Source organism: Saccharococcus thermophilus (assembly GCF_011761475.1).
GTDB lineage: Bacteria > Bacillota > Bacilli > Bacillales > Anoxybacillaceae > Saccharococcus > Saccharococcus thermophilus.
In genome coordinates, this window is the sequence record NZ_JAASRS010000001.1 from 1,677,296 (window position 1) to 1,691,650 (window position 14,355).

General features: G+C 46.5%; 14 protein-coding genes and 1 pseudogene. 2 read left to right on the forward strand and 13 right to left on the reverse strand.

Translation table 11 applies throughout. The features are described 5' to 3' along the window. Positions 1 to 149 precede the first annotated feature (149 nt). The 10 genes from BDD39_RS08680 to BDD39_RS08725 all read right to left on the reverse strand — a co-directional run bounded on the left by BDD39_RS08680 (position 150) and on the right by BDD39_RS08725 (position 10,510). Positions 150 to 1,940, reverse strand: a complete 1,791-nt coding sequence (locus BDD39_RS08680) for an ATP-binding protein (RefSeq protein WP_166909885.1) — start codon at positions 1,938 to 1,940, stop codon at positions 150 to 152. Beyond that, on the reverse strand, positions 1,940 to 2,656 hold the full coding sequence (locus tag BDD39_RS08685) for a response regulator transcription factor (protein ID WP_166909887.1): 717 nt from the start codon (positions 2,654 to 2,656) through the stop codon (positions 1,940 to 1,942). Before BDD39_RS08685 ends, BDD39_RS08680 begins: the two co-directional genes overlap by 1 nt. A gap of 116 nt (positions 2,657 to 2,772) precedes the next feature. Continuing rightward, positions 2,773 to 3,963: a c-type cytochrome biogenesis protein CcsB gene (ccsB, locus tag BDD39_RS08690; protein WP_166909889.1), complete on the reverse strand. Its 1,191-nt coding sequence runs from the start codon at positions 3,961 to 3,963 to the stop codon at positions 2,773 to 2,775. Next, positions 3,947 to 5,608: a cytochrome c biogenesis ResB family protein gene (locus tag BDD39_RS08695; RefSeq protein WP_166909891.1), complete on the reverse strand. Its 1,662-nt coding sequence runs from the start codon at positions 5,606 to 5,608 to the stop codon at positions 3,947 to 3,949. Before BDD39_RS08695 ends, ccsB begins: the two co-directional genes overlap by 17 nt. Before the next feature lie 12 nt (positions 5,609 to 5,620). After that, entirely contained in the window at positions 5,621 to 6,145 is a 525-nt protein-coding gene (gene resA, locus BDD39_RS08700; RefSeq protein WP_166909893.1) for a thiol-disulfide oxidoreductase ResA, read from the reverse strand. A gap of 97 nt (positions 6,146 to 6,242) precedes the next feature. After that, a complete protein-coding gene (rluB, locus tag BDD39_RS08705) occupies positions 6,243 to 6,974 on the reverse strand; it encodes a 23S rRNA pseudouridine(2605) synthase RluB (protein WP_166909895.1) in 732 nt (243 codons plus the stop codon). Positions 6,975 to 7,127: 153 nt separating this feature from the next. Continuing rightward, on the reverse strand, positions 7,128 to 7,661 hold the full coding sequence (locus BDD39_RS08710) for a spore maturation protein (protein WP_166909897.1): 534 nt from the start codon (positions 7,659 to 7,661) through the stop codon (positions 7,128 to 7,130). Further along, the gene (locus BDD39_RS08715; RefSeq protein ID WP_166909899.1) at positions 7,661 to 8,257 is read right to left on the reverse strand and encodes a nucleoside recognition domain-containing protein; all 597 of its coding nucleotides are present in this window, start codon (positions 8,255 to 8,257) and stop codon (positions 7,661 to 7,663) included. The genes BDD39_RS08710 and BDD39_RS08715 overlap by 1 nt, the downstream gene beginning before the upstream one ends. Then, positions 8,250 to 9,392 (reverse strand): D-alanyl-D-alanine carboxypeptidase family protein, encoded by a 1,143-nt coding sequence (locus tag BDD39_RS08720; RefSeq protein WP_166909901.1) that lies wholly within the window; start codon positions 9,390 to 9,392, stop codon positions 8,250 to 8,252. Before BDD39_RS08720 ends, BDD39_RS08715 begins: the two co-directional genes overlap by 8 nt. A 140-nt stretch (positions 9,393 to 9,532) precedes the next feature. Beyond that, positions 9,533 to 10,510, reverse strand: coding sequence for a superoxide dismutase (locus BDD39_RS08725; RefSeq protein WP_166909903.1), 978 nt, complete (start codon positions 10,508 to 10,510; stop codon positions 9,533 to 9,535). Positions 10,511 to 10,628: 118 nt separating this feature from the next. Between BDD39_RS08725 and BDD39_RS08730 the strand changes: the two genes are divergently transcribed. Beyond that, entirely contained in the window at positions 10,629 to 11,330 is a 702-nt protein-coding gene (locus BDD39_RS08730) for a DUF2935 domain-containing protein (protein ID WP_166909905.1), read from the forward strand. Between the two features lie 66 nt (positions 11,331 to 11,396). On the opposite strand, the gene BDD39_RS08735 is transcribed toward BDD39_RS08730, so the two are convergent. Further along, positions 11,397 to 13,055, reverse strand: coding sequence for an IS1634 family transposase (locus BDD39_RS08735; protein WP_015863777.1), 1,659 nt, complete (start codon positions 13,053 to 13,055; stop codon positions 11,397 to 11,399). Positions 13,056 to 13,157: 102 nt separating this feature from the next. Between BDD39_RS08735 and BDD39_RS08740 the strand changes: the two are divergent. Then, positions 13,158 to 13,328, forward strand: a pseudogene (locus BDD39_RS08740) (DUF2935 domain-containing protein); the annotation flags it as partial. A gap of 39 nt (positions 13,329 to 13,367) precedes the next feature. Here the strand turns inward: BDD39_RS08740 and BDD39_RS08745 are convergent. Together BDD39_RS08745 and BDD39_RS08750 are read right to left on the reverse strand one after the other, a co-directional pair. Further along, on the reverse strand, positions 13,368 to 13,859 hold the full coding sequence (locus BDD39_RS08745) for a YpuI family protein (protein ID WP_208404362.1): 492 nt from the start codon (positions 13,857 to 13,859) through the stop codon (positions 13,368 to 13,370). Between the two features lie 21 nt (positions 13,860 to 13,880). Continuing rightward, positions 13,881 to 14,300, reverse strand: coding sequence for a hypothetical protein (locus tag BDD39_RS08750; RefSeq protein ID WP_166909907.1), 420 nt, complete (start codon positions 14,298 to 14,300; stop codon positions 13,881 to 13,883). Positions 14,301 to 14,355 lie beyond the last annotated feature (55 nt).

Genomic DNA, 14,355 nt, shown 5'->3' on the forward strand with positions numbered 1-14,355 from the left:
GCTCGCCTCCTTGCTCCGCCATGATGCGAAAATCACATGAAATATGGCCGCCCCAACAATGGCCGGCGTTGGCGCAAACGGTACTCGGACGTTTTCTTTTTCGTTCTGCCTCCCAAAAAACAGCCCCCCGCTGTAACGCAAGGGGCATATTACGCTTCATGCGGGCCGTTTGGCAAATAAAACGTAAACGTCGTGCCTTCATGAAGCTTGCTATGAACGGAAATCGTCCCTTTATGCGCCTCGACGATATTTTTCGCGATCGCAAGGCCTAATCCTGTCCCCGAACGGCCGCGCGTACGCGCCTTATCCGCTTTGTAGAAGCGCTCAAACACAAACGGCAAATCTTCTTCCGGGATGCCGGAGCCGGAATCTTGCACATGAATCGTGACACCGTCACCGCTCCGTTCGGCGATGATCTTGACCATTCCGTTTTTATCCGTATGACGAATCGCGTTATCAATTAAATTCGTCAAAACTTGCTCAATTCGGTCTGGGTCAATCGCAATTTTAATATCCTCATTTTTACACTCCGCCGACAAATCAATTTGCTTTTCTTTCGCTAACCCTTGGAATTTGCGAATAATCCGCCCAATATACGGGGCGAGCTGAACGGTTTCGTAGTTTAATGTAATGTGGCCTGCTTCCATGCGCGCCAAATCCAATAAGTCGTTGACAAGGCGGCCCATGCGAAGCGACTCGTCGTAAATGACTTTTGCCATTTCTTTTTTTTCTTCGTCGGTGGCGGCAATATCGTCGATAATCGCTTCGCTGTATCCCTGAAGCATCGCAATCGGCGTGCGCAGCTCATGGGAAACGTTGGCGATGAAGTCTTTTCGCAGCTTGTCTAAACGGCGTTCTTCTGTCATATCACGAAGCACCGCCACCGCACCGCGCACAGTTGTCTTGCTGTAAAGCGGGGTCATTAAAATGACCCATGTCCGTCCTTGGAGCGTCAATTCGATCGACTGCTCTTTTTCCTCGCGGACGACGCGGACAAACAGCTCTTTTGCTTGCGGCGGCAGCGGTGCCATCGTTTCCGCGTCGTTTCCTTGCTCAAAATACCACGCTTGCAAAAACCGTTCTGCCGGCGGATTCGTAATTAATATTTCTCCTTCGCGGTTAAAGGTGATGACACCGTCGGCCATGCTGCTTAAAATGCTTGTCAGCTGTTCTTTTTCCTGGTTTAAGGCGTTGATATTAAACTGCAGCCGTCTCCCCATCTGGTTGAACGCCATCGCCAATTCACCGATTTCATCGTGCGTCAAAATCGGCACTTTTGTATCAAATTTGCCGCGCGCCACTTCAAACGCCGCCTGCCGCATTTTCCGCAGCGGCGCGGTAACGCGGGTCGATAAGAAAAATGCGAAGAAGGTTGTCAACACAATCGCGATAAATGCCGCAAGAAAAATTAATTTTTTTGTTTGTTCTGTCGTATCTTCAATTGCCCGCAACGATTGGTAAATAAATACCGCGCCCCGTTTTCCATCTGCCATCTCAAGCGGCACGCCGACAATAATCACATCACTATATTGACTTTTGCCGGTTTGTAGGTTTGGCAAATATGTTTTCTTTTTTACCCTTTTTCCTTCTGTCAATACTTTTCGCAAGTCTTTATCTTGCTTAATTAAGGATACCGGCAAATCGTGCAATTCATCGTTTGCCGGCGAATACCAGTAATGCGATGAATCAACGATAATAACCGCTTTGGACGTATTGCCGACAAGCGTCCACGCAATGGAACGAGCTAGTTTTTCATCTTCGTAATCATACATCACTTCCGATACTTTCGTTGCCAACCGTGTTAGCTCTTTTTCTGCTTCCTGTACATAATAGTTTTCAAAAAACTTTAAAAGAAGAATCGTTAGAATGAACAATACACACGACACAAGCAAGAGAATCGTAAACCATAATTTCCCGACGACGCTGCGAAACAGCCACATTAGTCATTCACTACCTCAAATTTATAACCGACTCCCCACACGGTGACAATCATTTTTGCCGCAGTCGGGGAAACTTTATTTAACTTTTCCCGCAATCGTTTAATATGGGTATCAACCGTGCGCAAATCGCCGAAAAATTCATAATGCCATACTTCTTTTAACAGCTGCTCGCGGTCAAATACTTTATCTGGCGACTTTGCTAAAAACAAAAGCAGCTCATATTCTTTCGGCGTTAAGTTCACTTCTTTTCCATCGGCGGTGACGCGATGGGCATCATTATCAATCGTTAAATGCGGGAACACAATCACATCTTTTGCTGACGTATCTGTGAGAACATACGCAGTATTTGCCGCTCGCCGCAACAGCGCCTTTACGCGCAATACGACCTCGCGCGGGCTAAACGGCTTTACGATATAATCGTCTGTTCCCGCTTCGAATCCTTGAACACGGTTCGATTCTTCCCCTTTTGCCGTCAACATAATAATCGGGGTTGCTTTCTTTTCGCGGATTTCTTTGCAAACCTCGATGCCGTCCCTCCCCGGCAGCATCAAGTCAAGCAAAATGACGTCGTAGTCATTTTCAAGCGCTTTTTCGAGCGCATCGTCCCCGTTGTCTGCCTCATCAATGACATAATTTTCCCGCTCTAAATACATTTTCAACAAGCGGCGAATTCGTTCTTCATCGTCTACCACCAAAATCTTTACTTCTTTGTCCATAGAACATCCTCCCTTGTTCGCTATTAATACAAAATTCCCCTCATCTATTTTACTGTAAAAAAGGATGCCCTCGCCAATATTGGGACACCCTTTTATAAAGCAAATCATCTTTTCCATTATGTTCCAGCATAAGAATGCAGCCCCGCGATCACTAAGTTTACCGCTACGAGATTAAACATAATGATCGCAAAACCGATCACGGCAAGCCATGCCGATTTTTCGCCGTGCCACCCTTTTGATAAACGAAGATGCAAAAATGCGGCGTAAAACAGCCACGTAATCAATGCCCATACTTCTTTCGGGTCCCAGCCCCAAGGGCGTGTCCACGCGATTTGCGCCCAGATCATCGCAAAAATAAGCGCTCCGAGCGTGAATACTGGAAAGCCGATCGCCACCGCGCGATAGCTGATTTCATCCGTTAAATCTAAATTGACGTTTTTCACGAGCGGCTGCAGCACAGCGGCAATGCGCTTCCGCAACACAAGGCGGAGCAGTACGTATAGCACCGTGCCTCCAATCAACGACCAAATGACGGTATTTAATTTTTTCGCATTGATAATGGCCGGCATGTAAACAAAAGGCTCGAAACGGCCGACGCTTTCTTTTTCCAATTTTCCTTCGTGCGGGCCGACTAATGCAGGCATATCATAAACGACTTCCGCCTGTTGCTTGTTTTTATCAATCCATGTAAATTTTGCTTCATAACCCGCCAGGCTAAATGATGTGGATACAAGCACAAAGCCAAGCGTCGTGATTAAACAGAACATCACCACTTCAAGCCAGAACGTACGCTTGCTTGGCTTTGTTTGGTCGACGACACGGATTAAATAAATAAGCCCGGCCACAAAGCTGATCGACAATATCGCTTCCCCCGCTGCCGCCGTTGTAACATGGATATGTAGCCAGTCGCTTTGCAATGCAGGAATCAGCGGTGTAATCTCGCGTGGGAACATGCTAGCGTAAGCAATTATCAATAAGGCAATTGGCAAAGCAAATAAACCGAGAACACTTATTCTATAGATGAAATAAATAATGATAAAAGCAGCGACCAACATCATTCCGAAAAAGGTAGTAAACTCAAATAAATTGCTGACTGGCGCGTGCCCCGCCGCGATCCACCGCGTAATAAAGTAACCTAATTGGCAAGCGAAGCCGATGATCGTTGTTGCAATCCCAAGCTGCGACCAGCGGTCTTTTCCTGTATGCTCTTTTCCTCTTTTATCGCGAATGGCGCCGCCGAAAAAAAACGTCCCGATCAAGTAAAGAATAAACGCGATATATAATAGCGTACTACTGAGCTGTACCATCCACTTGTCCTCCTTGTTCGACCTTTTTCCCCTCGTCCGCTTGATCGACTGGCATCGTTAACCCAGTTCCGTCAATGATGCGACGAATTTCATTTTTCAAGCCAAACCAGTTTTTATTCGTATGCGCGGCGAACCATACTTCACCATTGACACGTTGCACCCATATGCGGCGATGATTCCAATACATGCCTTGAATGACCCCAATCATGAAAATCACGCCGCCCAGTCCTAAAATCCAAAGCGTAAAATCACGTCGCACGGTAAGACCGGATACGTTTCGCGTTTCCAATCCGGCAAACGCCATCTTATACTTGTTGTTTCCAAACGGTTCGATCGTCTGGCGAATCGCCACAAAGCTGACTTCCCCTTTTGGCTTGTCCGGCGCAAACATTTTAAACACAAACGCCGGGTTATTCGGGATTTTCGATTTTGTTGATGGATTTCCGTCTTCATCGAAATAAAAATCAGGAAAATAGCTTAATAGTTCGACGCGATAACCGTGCCCAAGGTTATAGGAAGCTTTCGGATTTTGCAAATTAATAACGACCGTGCCAAAGGTTTTCCCCGATGTTTTATCCATTAATTGAAACGCCATTTTATACGGCTCGCCTTGTTTAAAATCGGATTGATACAACGCGTAATGGTCATATTCTAATGGTTCGTTGACACGAATCTTATACTCTTTGATTTTTTTCAACTTCGGCTCTTCGCCGGCAATTACCGGACCGACGCGTTTGTAAAGAACGACGTTCGTCTGGTAGTTTTTCGCCACCATGCCGTTGCCGACTTGGTCGATGGCCGCGTTGAACACTTCATTATCTTTTCCTTTTTGATATGTTTCAAAAATAAATTTTTCGCTCTTTAAAAAATATTTCCCATGGGTTCCCGGAATTTCTTTCGTTTCCCCTTCACGAATCCACATCACTTTATCGACATACATGCCCGGAACAAAGCGAAGCATCGCCCCGATTAAAAAAATAATCAATCCGATATGATTGACATATGGACCCCAGCGGGAAAAACGGCCTTTTTCCGCTAAAATATTGCCGTTTTCTTCGCGAACATGATAGCGGCGCTCCGTCAATTTCTCTTTTACCCGCTTTAACACGCCGTCCATATCGGCAACTTGCGAAACGCTAAACAGCCGTTGCCGCCGCAAAAAGTTAGGATGTCGCGTAACCCCTTGCCGTTTTAAAGCGCGATAAAGCGGAATGACGCGGTCTAAACTGCAAATAACGAGCGATACGCCGATCGACGCGATTAAAAGCATATACCACCATGAACCGTACAAATCATTAAATCCAAGCTGATAATATAACTTTCCTAGCCAGCCGTATTGATTCTCGTAATATTCCGCCGGACTTACATTTGGCGGAATGTACATTTCCTGCGGAAAAATCGTTCCGATCGCTGAGGCGATGAGCGTAATGACAATAAGCGCCACTCCGACCTTCACCGAAGAGAAAAAAGCCCAAATTTTATCAATAATTGTTTTATTGTACGTTTGGGAACGACGCGCGCTTCCTTCATAGCGCATATCTAAAAGCCGTTTCTCTGTATGTTCTTCCAGCGGCTTCCCGCACGATTCGCAAAAAGCGGTTCCGTGCGGATTAACATGGCCGCATTCACACTTTACATGTTCCATTGGCAAAACTCCTTACGGTTTAATGCTTTCCATATATTGTTTGACCATTTCTTCTGTCATCGTTCCAGTGATGATTTTTTTTACCTTGCCGTTTTTATCGATCAAAAACGTGGCCGGCAACTGGTCAACCTCATAAGCGTTCATCACTTGATCTTCATTGTCAATCATAATCGGAAACGTCAGACCAAAACGATCGGCAAATTTTTGCACGCTCAGTTGCGTCTCGCCGACGTTGACCGCGAGCACTTCGACTCCTTTGTTTTTATAGATGCCATACTGTTCGTTGATGTACGGCATTTCCCGTTCGCACGGCTTGCACCATGTTCCCCAGAAGTTTAAAAATACGCCTTTGCCTCGATAGTCAGACAAGCGATGTTTTTTTCCATGTAAATCAGTCAAAACAAAATCCGGCGCCGTCGAACCGACAGTGACATGAGTTTTTTCTGTAAAGAAGTTCGCGTAAATCGTATACCCTACCGCCGCTAGTAACAGCAATAAAATTACCGTTCGCATGATAAGCCGTTGTTGTTTTTTCATCTTTCAAACCCCTTGAAATCGTAATATCCCATTTTCCATTATAGCAATGTTTTTCATCATCCAAATCGGCATTATATGAACGTTATGTGACAATGTTTTACTTTCCGCCGCCTGATAATGCGAGCGCTCGCAGCCGTTTTACTTCGTGCGGCGTCAGTTCCCGATATTCGCCAGGGTTTAGCCCTTTTAAATCAAGAAACGCATACCGTTCGCGCTTCAATTTCATCACTTTGCATCCGATCGCTTCAAACATGCGACGCACTTGACGATTGCGCCCTTCATGAATGTGGATTTCAATAATTGCGGTCTGCTTTTGTTTGTTGAGGGAAAGCATTTTTACTTTTGCCGGCGCCGTCATGCCGTCTTCCAGCATAATCCCTTTTTCGAGCTGTTTTAATTGCTCCCGCGTCGGGATGCCTTTCACTTTTGCAATATACACTTTCTCAATTTCATAGCGTGGGTGCATTAATAGATTGGCAAAATCGCCATCGTTCGTAAGCAAAAGCAGTCCTGACGTATCGTAATCGAGACGTCCAATCGGATAAATACGTTTATCAAGCTCTTTAAAAAAATCAGTCACCACTTTGCGGCCTTTGTCGTCTTTCACGCTCGAAATGACTCCGCGCGGCTTATAAAGAAGGTAATATACCGGCTCCTCCCGTTCAACCGGTATGCCATCCACTTCGACTTTATCTTGCGGGCCTACTTTAACGCCAAGTTCGGTAACGACTTTGCCGTTTACTTTTACTTTTCCTTGCCGAATAAGCTGTTCCGCTTTTCGCCTTGACGCGATTCCCGCATGGGCAATCACTTTTTGCAATCGTTCCATTCTCGTTTCACCTCTTTCAACATCTTACTCTTTCCGTAAAAAAGATACAAGCACGCCCCCTCAATATTTTTATCATACTCGCTTTTTTCGACAAATACAAAAACTACGTAACAAAAAACGACAAAATTAAAAATCCGCCTGATCAGAGGCGGATTATTGGCCAAAGACAAGCAATACGATAAAAAAAGAAACGATAAAACTGAGAATATCAGCTAAAATTCCGACTTTCAATGCATCTCCCATCTTTTTAATCCCAACGGCGCCGAAATACACAGTTAACACATACAGCGTCGTTTCTGTACTCCCTTGGATCGTAGAGGCTAATCGGCCGATAAACGAATCAGGTCCATATGTAGCAATTAAATCGGTTGTCATCCCAAGCGCGGCGGTGCCGGAAATGGTGCGGATCATCGCTAGCGGCACTACCTCAGCCGGAAGACCGATCGCGTCGGCAAGCGGCTTTATTCCGTTCATCATATAATCGAGCGCTCCGGACGCACGGAAAATGGCAATCGAAACAAGCATGCCGACTAAATATGGGATAAGTGAAAACGCGATTTGTATCCCTTCTTTTCCGCCTTCGACGAACGCTTCGTAAGTTGGCACTTTTTTTACCGTTCCATATAAAAGAATAAATGCCACCGTTATTGGAATCAGCCAAGTAGAAAGAATTTGAATAAACGCCATTACCGCTTCCCGCCCTTCCGCGTATGTTTCCAATAATAATAACGATCAATCAGCACGGCACCGATAGTTGAAATCGTCGAAGCGACAAGCGTCGTGCCGATAATTTCTCCCGGCGATACCGAACCGTATGTCATGCGGATCGAAATGACCGTCGCTGGAATTAGGGTGATGCTTGATGTATTTATCGCCAAAAACGTCACCATGGAGCGGCTTGCTTCATCTTTATGGCCGTTGAGTTTTTTTAATTCTTCCATCGCCTTAATTCCCATTGGCGTGGCGGCATTGCCGAGGCCAAACATATTGGCAATCATGTTGGAAACGATATAGCCGAGCGCAGGATGGTTAGGCGGCACTTCTGGAAAAAGGCGGCGGACGAATGGCTTGCAAAAACGCGCCAATCTTTCTAGCAGACCTGCTTCTTCAGCGATTCTCATCAAGCCAAGCCAAAACACCAAGATGCTGATCATGCCGATGCTGATCGTGACTGCTTCTTTGGCGCTTTTAAAAATGGCTTCATTGACCATATTCATCGTGCCGTGAAACATCGCAAATATAATGCCGACAAGCGCCATCAACACCCAAATGAAATTAACCATCGTTCCCCACACCTAGAAAATGAAATACATGCCAAATAGAATGGTCCGTTTCCTTGCTTATACTCTTTTTATACAAAAGCGGAACTTCATCCACCGCTTGATCCCCTAAATATAGCACCGCTTTCCCAACGATCGCTGGGATGCTGCTTTTGTCATTGTTCCATTCCTTTTTTGGACGCAGAAGATAAATTTTTACGTGCAGTTCTTTTATTTCGTCTTCCGTCACAGGATATCGTAAGTCACGGATTGCTTCAATGTTTTTACGGTAAAAGGAATCACGAATTTTTTTCACCATTCGATCTCGATCTACTTTTGCGATCATATAATGGGTAAAACCATATTCGTACATGGCAATATGGTCATTCCAATCATCCGGCGCATTCAATGTTACCGCAATTAAATCTAAACCGCCCTTGGAAGCTGTTGTTACAAGCGTTCGTTTTGCTCGTTTTGTATAACCGGTTTTCCCTCCTGTACAATACTCATACAAATTCGTAAGCAGCTTATTTTTATTCCGCCACACCCGATCCCATTCCTCTCCTGGATTAGGCGCGCGATATACTTTCGTTCCCGCGATTTTTCGAAACTCTTTATTTCTCATCGCATATTGCATAAGAAGCGCCATGTCATAAGCAGTAGAATAATGGTTTTCCGCATCATCCAATCCGTGTGGATTGGCAAAATGAGTATCGCGCATACCGATTTCCGCCGCTTTTTGATTCATTAAAAAAACAAATCCTTCTACACTGCCGCCAACGTGCTCGGCAATCGCCACAGCCGCGTCATTTCCCGAGCGCAGCATCAACCCATAAACAAGATCGCGAAGCTTTATTTTTTCCCCTTCGCGCAAATAAATAGATGACCCATCCGTATGTACGGCACGGGCGCTTACCGTTACCATGTCATCCATTTTTCCTGATTCAATTGCTAAAATCGCCGTCATAATTTTTGTAATGCTGGCAATGCGCCGCTTCGTATGCGCATCTTTTTCAAATAATATGCGCCCAGAATGTTGCTCCATCAAAATCGCGCTTTGCGCGCTGACTTCGCTCATTGCTTTTGCTCGATCCGGAATACATGAAAAAAGCATCATCACCGCAGCGATGAACAGTGCAATTTGTTTCCGTATCTTCATGTAATCCCCATCCCTTTTGCTGTTTTGTACAAGTTTATGCGCAAAGTGGACAGATATGATTAGAAAATGTACAAGTCCGCCTCACGCAGCCATCTGTTATTAACCGTTATGAAGGCGGGGAAACGGTCGCCCCGCCTTTATTAAAATGGCTTCCAACGCAACTTGCGCGCCTGCGCAAACCGTTCTTCCACATTGCGCCAGTTGACGACATTCCACCAGCTATTAATATATGCAGCACGGTCGTTTTTATATTGTAAATAATAAGCATGTTCCCACACGTCCAGCACTAAAAGCGGAATCGTATCCCATTGCGTCATCAGCTGATGCTTTTCTGTCTGTAAAATTTCTAAGCGATGCGCCCGCGGCGACCAAACAAGCAGCGCCCAGCCAACGCCTTCCACGCTTTTTGCCGCTTCTGTAAATTGCCGCTTAAATTTTTCAAAGCTGCCAAAATCCCGCTTGATTTGTTCTAACAGCTCCCCATGCGGCTCTCCCCCGCCTTCCGGATGCATATTATTCCAAAAGATCGTGTGCAAATAATGTCCGGAACCGTGGAACGCCGCCTCCCGCTCCCAATGCTTCAACAGTTCATAGTCATTCGTTTCGCGCGCTTTTTTCATCATTTTTTCCGCTTTATTTAATCCATCTACATAGCTTTGGTGATGCTTGGTATGATGCAGCTGCATAATGTCTTTGGAAATATGCGGCTCAAGCGCATCGTAACGATACGGAAGCGGAGGCAGAACATGTCCGCCTGCTGCCACATACGTTTGTTGTCTTTCTTCTGTTTCACTTCCCTCCTGTCCGCCGGACTCTTGGTGTCTTTCTTCTGTCTCGCTTCCCTCCTGTTCTCTGGCCGACTGTCCATTTTGCTGAAGCGCTAGCGCCCTTTCATATACTTCATCCACCATGCGCTGAAGTTCATAAATGGCGTCTTCCGTCCATTCGTCGCCATGGTTTTCGATGTAGGAAAACAATGAATCAACGTGGCAATCGTCGCTGCCCTCTCCCCGCTGCAGCAAAATTTGTTCCACTTGTTTTCCCCATTCTCTTACTTCCTTTACATATTGTTGAAATAGTTCTTGGTCATTTTGTTGAAGCAGTTCTTGATCATTCATCTTAAAAACCTCCCTTATTTTTATCACCATATCGTATGTCAACTGCCTAAAAGTCGTTCTTGTCCGCATTCACCCATTTCTTTCACGTTCATACATATAAAATCGAGGTGAGGAACAAGTGAACAAAACATTGGAACAAGAAGCATTATGGGAAACGTGTTTTTGGATGCAAATTCTTGGCGACCATAACCGATTTATTCTTCAAGCTTTATCGGAAAAAGAAAAGACGGAAATAGATCAGGCGAAACGATTCATTCATGTATTTGATGAACTGTTGGAAGAAGCGCGCCGACCGCCAGCAGGATCTTGGACTGCGCTTATTCAACGCGGAAAAGAGGCAGGGGAACAGCTGCGGGCATTTAAACTTCATTTGTTGAAACGGCTTTTGACAGAAAAAATCAGCTTTTCCCTTCCTCCTACTTTTCTCAACCATATGGTAAATGAATTAGAAGAATGGCTGCGGCTTGCTGGCTATTACGTTCAAGGAAAACGGCCTCCTAGCGTCCACCCGCTTCACCATGATTTGTTATGGCTTCTCGACGCGGCTGGCCACGCCGGCGCGATCCACGACCGCCTCGATCATGTGGAAAAGGATTTGAAACAGCAAAGCCATACGTTTACAAAAGAATGGGAAGATTTTTATTTAAAAGCGGTTGAAATGGCAGGATATTTACGGACAAACGTATACGATTTTCCTGCTTTACATCGCTTTCACCGCGATATTCAATTGGAAATGGTTATTTTCCAATGCTTTCTGACTCACATTTCGCACCCTAACAAGGTCAAAACAAAGGATTTTTTATTTAGTTTTTCAGAATAACTTTTTGACCAACACAACGAGCGATGGCAATCCTTTTTTTACCATCGCTGGTCGTTCCGTATCACGTTACACGTAGATGCTCTCATCCATGCCCAATCCCTGCAGAATCCTTCGCTGATCAGGGGTAAGGGAGCGATCCAGTGAGCGTTGGATGCGCCCATCCGGCAGCTTGAACAGGACGACGTTCACATATTGAAACAGCTGAAAAATCGCCTGTCCCGTCGGCCGGGTCAGCTTGCGGCCTCCAGGACCCTTCAACGGGTGTTCTGGAGTAATAAACTGACGCACTCGGCGCTGAAAAACGCGGTAAATAGCCAAGGCCAACAGAAACAAATAGCCTAATACTGCGACCCGTTCTGGTTTTTTGACGTAAATCTCATCCGTGAAAAACGGATCTTTCAAAAAAGCGAAGTTCATTTCCACCGAGATCTGCCCTTTATACAGCTTCAAGATCTCTTGGGCATCCATGGGTTGGCCCTTCCATTCCTTCGGAACGGTCGTGACAAGGACAAACCGGGACGCTTTCCGTCTCGCCTGTTCCCACGCGTCTTGGTCGAATTCGACGTCAAGGTGCAAGAAATACAGCGTCTCCACCTCGGGTTCCGCCCCTTTTTTCGGCCGTCCGCGCCGTTTTTTCAGGCGTACGATCTCTTCGACCGCGGCCTCAACCCGATGAAACCGGGGGCGAAGGGACGCCTTGAGGGACGCCAAGGCTTGTTCGGCATCTTCCCGGCAGGAGAAGGGGTGACGCTCCCAACGGGCTTGTTCCTCGCGAAGAAGCTCCGCTTCTTTGGTTCGTTCTTTTTCAAGCGTCTTTCCTTTTCGCTGGTCGAGCGCGCTCGATTCAACAACGATCAGCCGAACGGGGTGGCCTTCATACGTCGAGGCCGTTTCCCATACCCGGTACGTGGCGCCGTTTCTCTCCGCCAACGTAAAGGGATCGCTCCACGTCGTGTCCTCAGCATCCGCTTCGGCCAGCGCGGTTTTCACGATCCGGAGCGACGAAGGGCCTCTGGTGATCAAAAAGGCGTTGGCCGCTTTGGTTTGCGCCAGGGTCTCTTTCGTCATCGCGGCGGAATCGGCCACGTAAATCCATTCGTCTTCGATTTTGGCCTGCTTCAGCTGTTCATGGACACGAGACAGCACCTCGGGATTCCATGTTTTATCGGGCAGGTTGCCATCGTGCACATCGCCGTAAAACGGGATGCCGTCCTCGTTGCCGACCAGTCCGAAACCGATCTGTTTTTGCCAACGATGATGGCGGTTGTAGCCATGTGTGATTTGTAAGGCCTCTAACGAGGCCGATTCATACGCGCCGTAAACGGTCTTGTCCGTCGTATCGGCGTGGAAGGCTCGGAGGGAAAGGCCTTCTTTTCGATAAATATGAATCAAGCAAGTGCTGATGACGTTGTGAATGCCAGCCTCATACAGGCGATCGAGATGACGGGCCAACGCATCGTCGTTCAACCAGGAAGGATGGAGATCGGGACGGATGAGTTTCTCACAATCGACCTCCTGAGCCCAATGTTCCAAGTGAACAAGGGCTTGCCGGCCGTCAAACACATTGTAGAGGATGGCCTGAACGGCATCGCTGACTCGCGTTTGGCACTGCGGATCGACGGGCACGAGATGGTCAATCAATTGAGGCAGACCCAGTTTCTTGAATAGGGCACTTATTATATTCAAATAAGAATTGCGATAGACCTTTTTGACTTGAACGTTCATAAGTGAAAAACTCCTTTACGTTCCTTGTGTGTCAAGGATTCATTCGACATCGGAACGAAAAAATCCTCCCGATTTTCGTCGAGAGGGTGCGAAATGTGAGTTCTGAATGAATTGGAAGAGATGGAGCTGAACAAAGAAGTGCTTGGCGTCCTCACTCCGCTGATGGCGGACCATATGGCACGGGAAGAATGTTATTATTTACAAAAATTAGCAGAGACGACGAACGATGTGAAGCAGCCTGCCTGCGATCCGACAAAACCCCGGACCGAATAATAAGCATAAAAAAGCTGCCCCAGATATGGGACAGCTTGCCTATTTGGATTGAATCGCCTTCGTGCGATAGTCCGTTTCATAAAATTCCAGCTCTTCGCGAATCACCTGAAATTCGCTTTCTAGCGACAGTAACAGCTTCTTGAACGAAGGCGGAGGAGTTTGGCGAAATTTCAGTGAGTTGCGCCCAGTATAAGCGGAACGGCTGTCTTCGTACCAGGCATCGCTTTTCGGCGAAAAATATTCCGCGACGCATAAATGATAAACGCGATACAGCGTCTTTTCCGCCGCCGTTTTGCGAAATGGCTCTTCGCTCAATACGATGCGGCAGGCCTCAAGCCCCTCTTCGCAATAGACAACAAGGCGGCGCAAATTCGCAAGCAGCAATTGACAATACGCTTTATCTCCATCTCCCTGCTCTTCCAATAGTTTGGACAGCGTCGTCTCGTTTAAATAATCCGACAACGTCTGCACCGTTTTTTGCAAAAAGGCTTCTACTTGTTTCGTCTGGTTAAAGACCATCGTGTTTGCCATACAAAAACCCCCGTGCTTCATTTAAGATGGCTGGCGAATGAAAAGAAACGGTGATGATAAGTGGTATTCTCCCTTCGCTTCCAGCTCTGCAAATAGTTCCGGCAGTTTCGTAAAATCCATGTGCGCAAAATAGCCGCGAAATTCTTCTTCCTCGTTTATATATACTCGTTTGCGATGACGGAAGCCTGGGTTTTGCAATAAACAGACGAAAGCAACGACATCGCGGAAATAGACATCACGCCCTGGAACGGTAAAAATCGGATTGCGTTCATATGGCGTGTACGCGGAAATGGATTCCTCAAAATAGCGCAAATATAAGACATGAAGCGTCTTTTCCGCTCCGTCTTCGCGAAACGTTACTTCCGAACGGTTGAAGTAATCCTCGAACGTATTCGATTGCGATTTTTCCAGCTCATACCCGCGCAAGCGGCAAATGTGCATAAATCGGCCCCCTTATCGACGTCAAAATCGATCGCATCCGCTTACTCCTATCTTA

Excerpts from the sequence above, each read along its gene's own strand:
- BDD39_RS08680 (WP_166909885.1), bottom strand. The coding sequence starts at position 1,940 with ATGTGGCTGTTTCGCAGCGTCGTCGGGAAATTATGGTTTACGATTCTC.
- BDD39_RS08685 (WP_166909887.1), bottom strand. The coding sequence starts at position 2,656 with ATGGACAAAGAAGTAAAGATTTTGGTGGTAGACGATGAAGAACGAATT.
- ccsB (WP_166909889.1), bottom strand. The coding sequence starts at position 3,963 with ATGGTACAGCTCAGTAGTACGCTATTATATATCGCGTTTATTCTTTAC.
- BDD39_RS08695 (WP_166909891.1), bottom strand. The coding sequence starts at position 5,608 with ATGGAACATGTAAAGTGTGAATGCGGCCATGTTAATCCGCACGGAACC.
- resA (WP_166909893.1), bottom strand. The coding sequence starts at position 6,145 with ATGAAAAAACAACAACGGCTTATCATGCGAACGGTAATTTTATTGCTG.
- rluB (WP_166909895.1), bottom strand. The coding sequence starts at position 6,974 with ATGGAACGATTGCAAAAAGTGATTGCCCATGCGGGAATCGCGTCAAGG.
- BDD39_RS08710 (WP_166909897.1), bottom strand. The coding sequence starts at position 7,661 with ATGGCGTTTATTCAAATTCTTTCTACTTGGCTGATTCCAATAACGGTG.
- BDD39_RS08715 (WP_166909899.1), bottom strand. The coding sequence starts at position 8,257 with ATGGTTAATTTCATTTGGGTGTTGATGGCGCTTGTCGGCATTATATTT.
- BDD39_RS08720 (WP_166909901.1), bottom strand. The coding sequence starts at position 9,392 with ATGAAGATACGGAAACAAATTGCACTGTTCATCGCTGCGGTGATGATG.
- BDD39_RS08725 (WP_166909903.1), bottom strand. The coding sequence starts at position 10,510 with ATGAATGATCAAGAACTGCTTCAACAAAATGACCAAGAACTATTTCAA.
- BDD39_RS08735 (WP_015863777.1), bottom strand. The coding sequence starts at position 13,055 with ATGAACGTTCAAGTCAAAAAGGTCTATCGCAATTCTTATTTGAATATA.
- BDD39_RS08745 (WP_208404362.1), bottom strand. The coding sequence starts at position 13,859 with ATGGCAAACACGATGGTCTTTAACCAGACGAAACAAGTAGAAGCCTTT.
- BDD39_RS08750 (WP_166909907.1), bottom strand. The coding sequence starts at position 14,300 with ATGCACATTTGCCGCTTGCGCGGGTATGAGCTGGAAAAATCGCAATCG.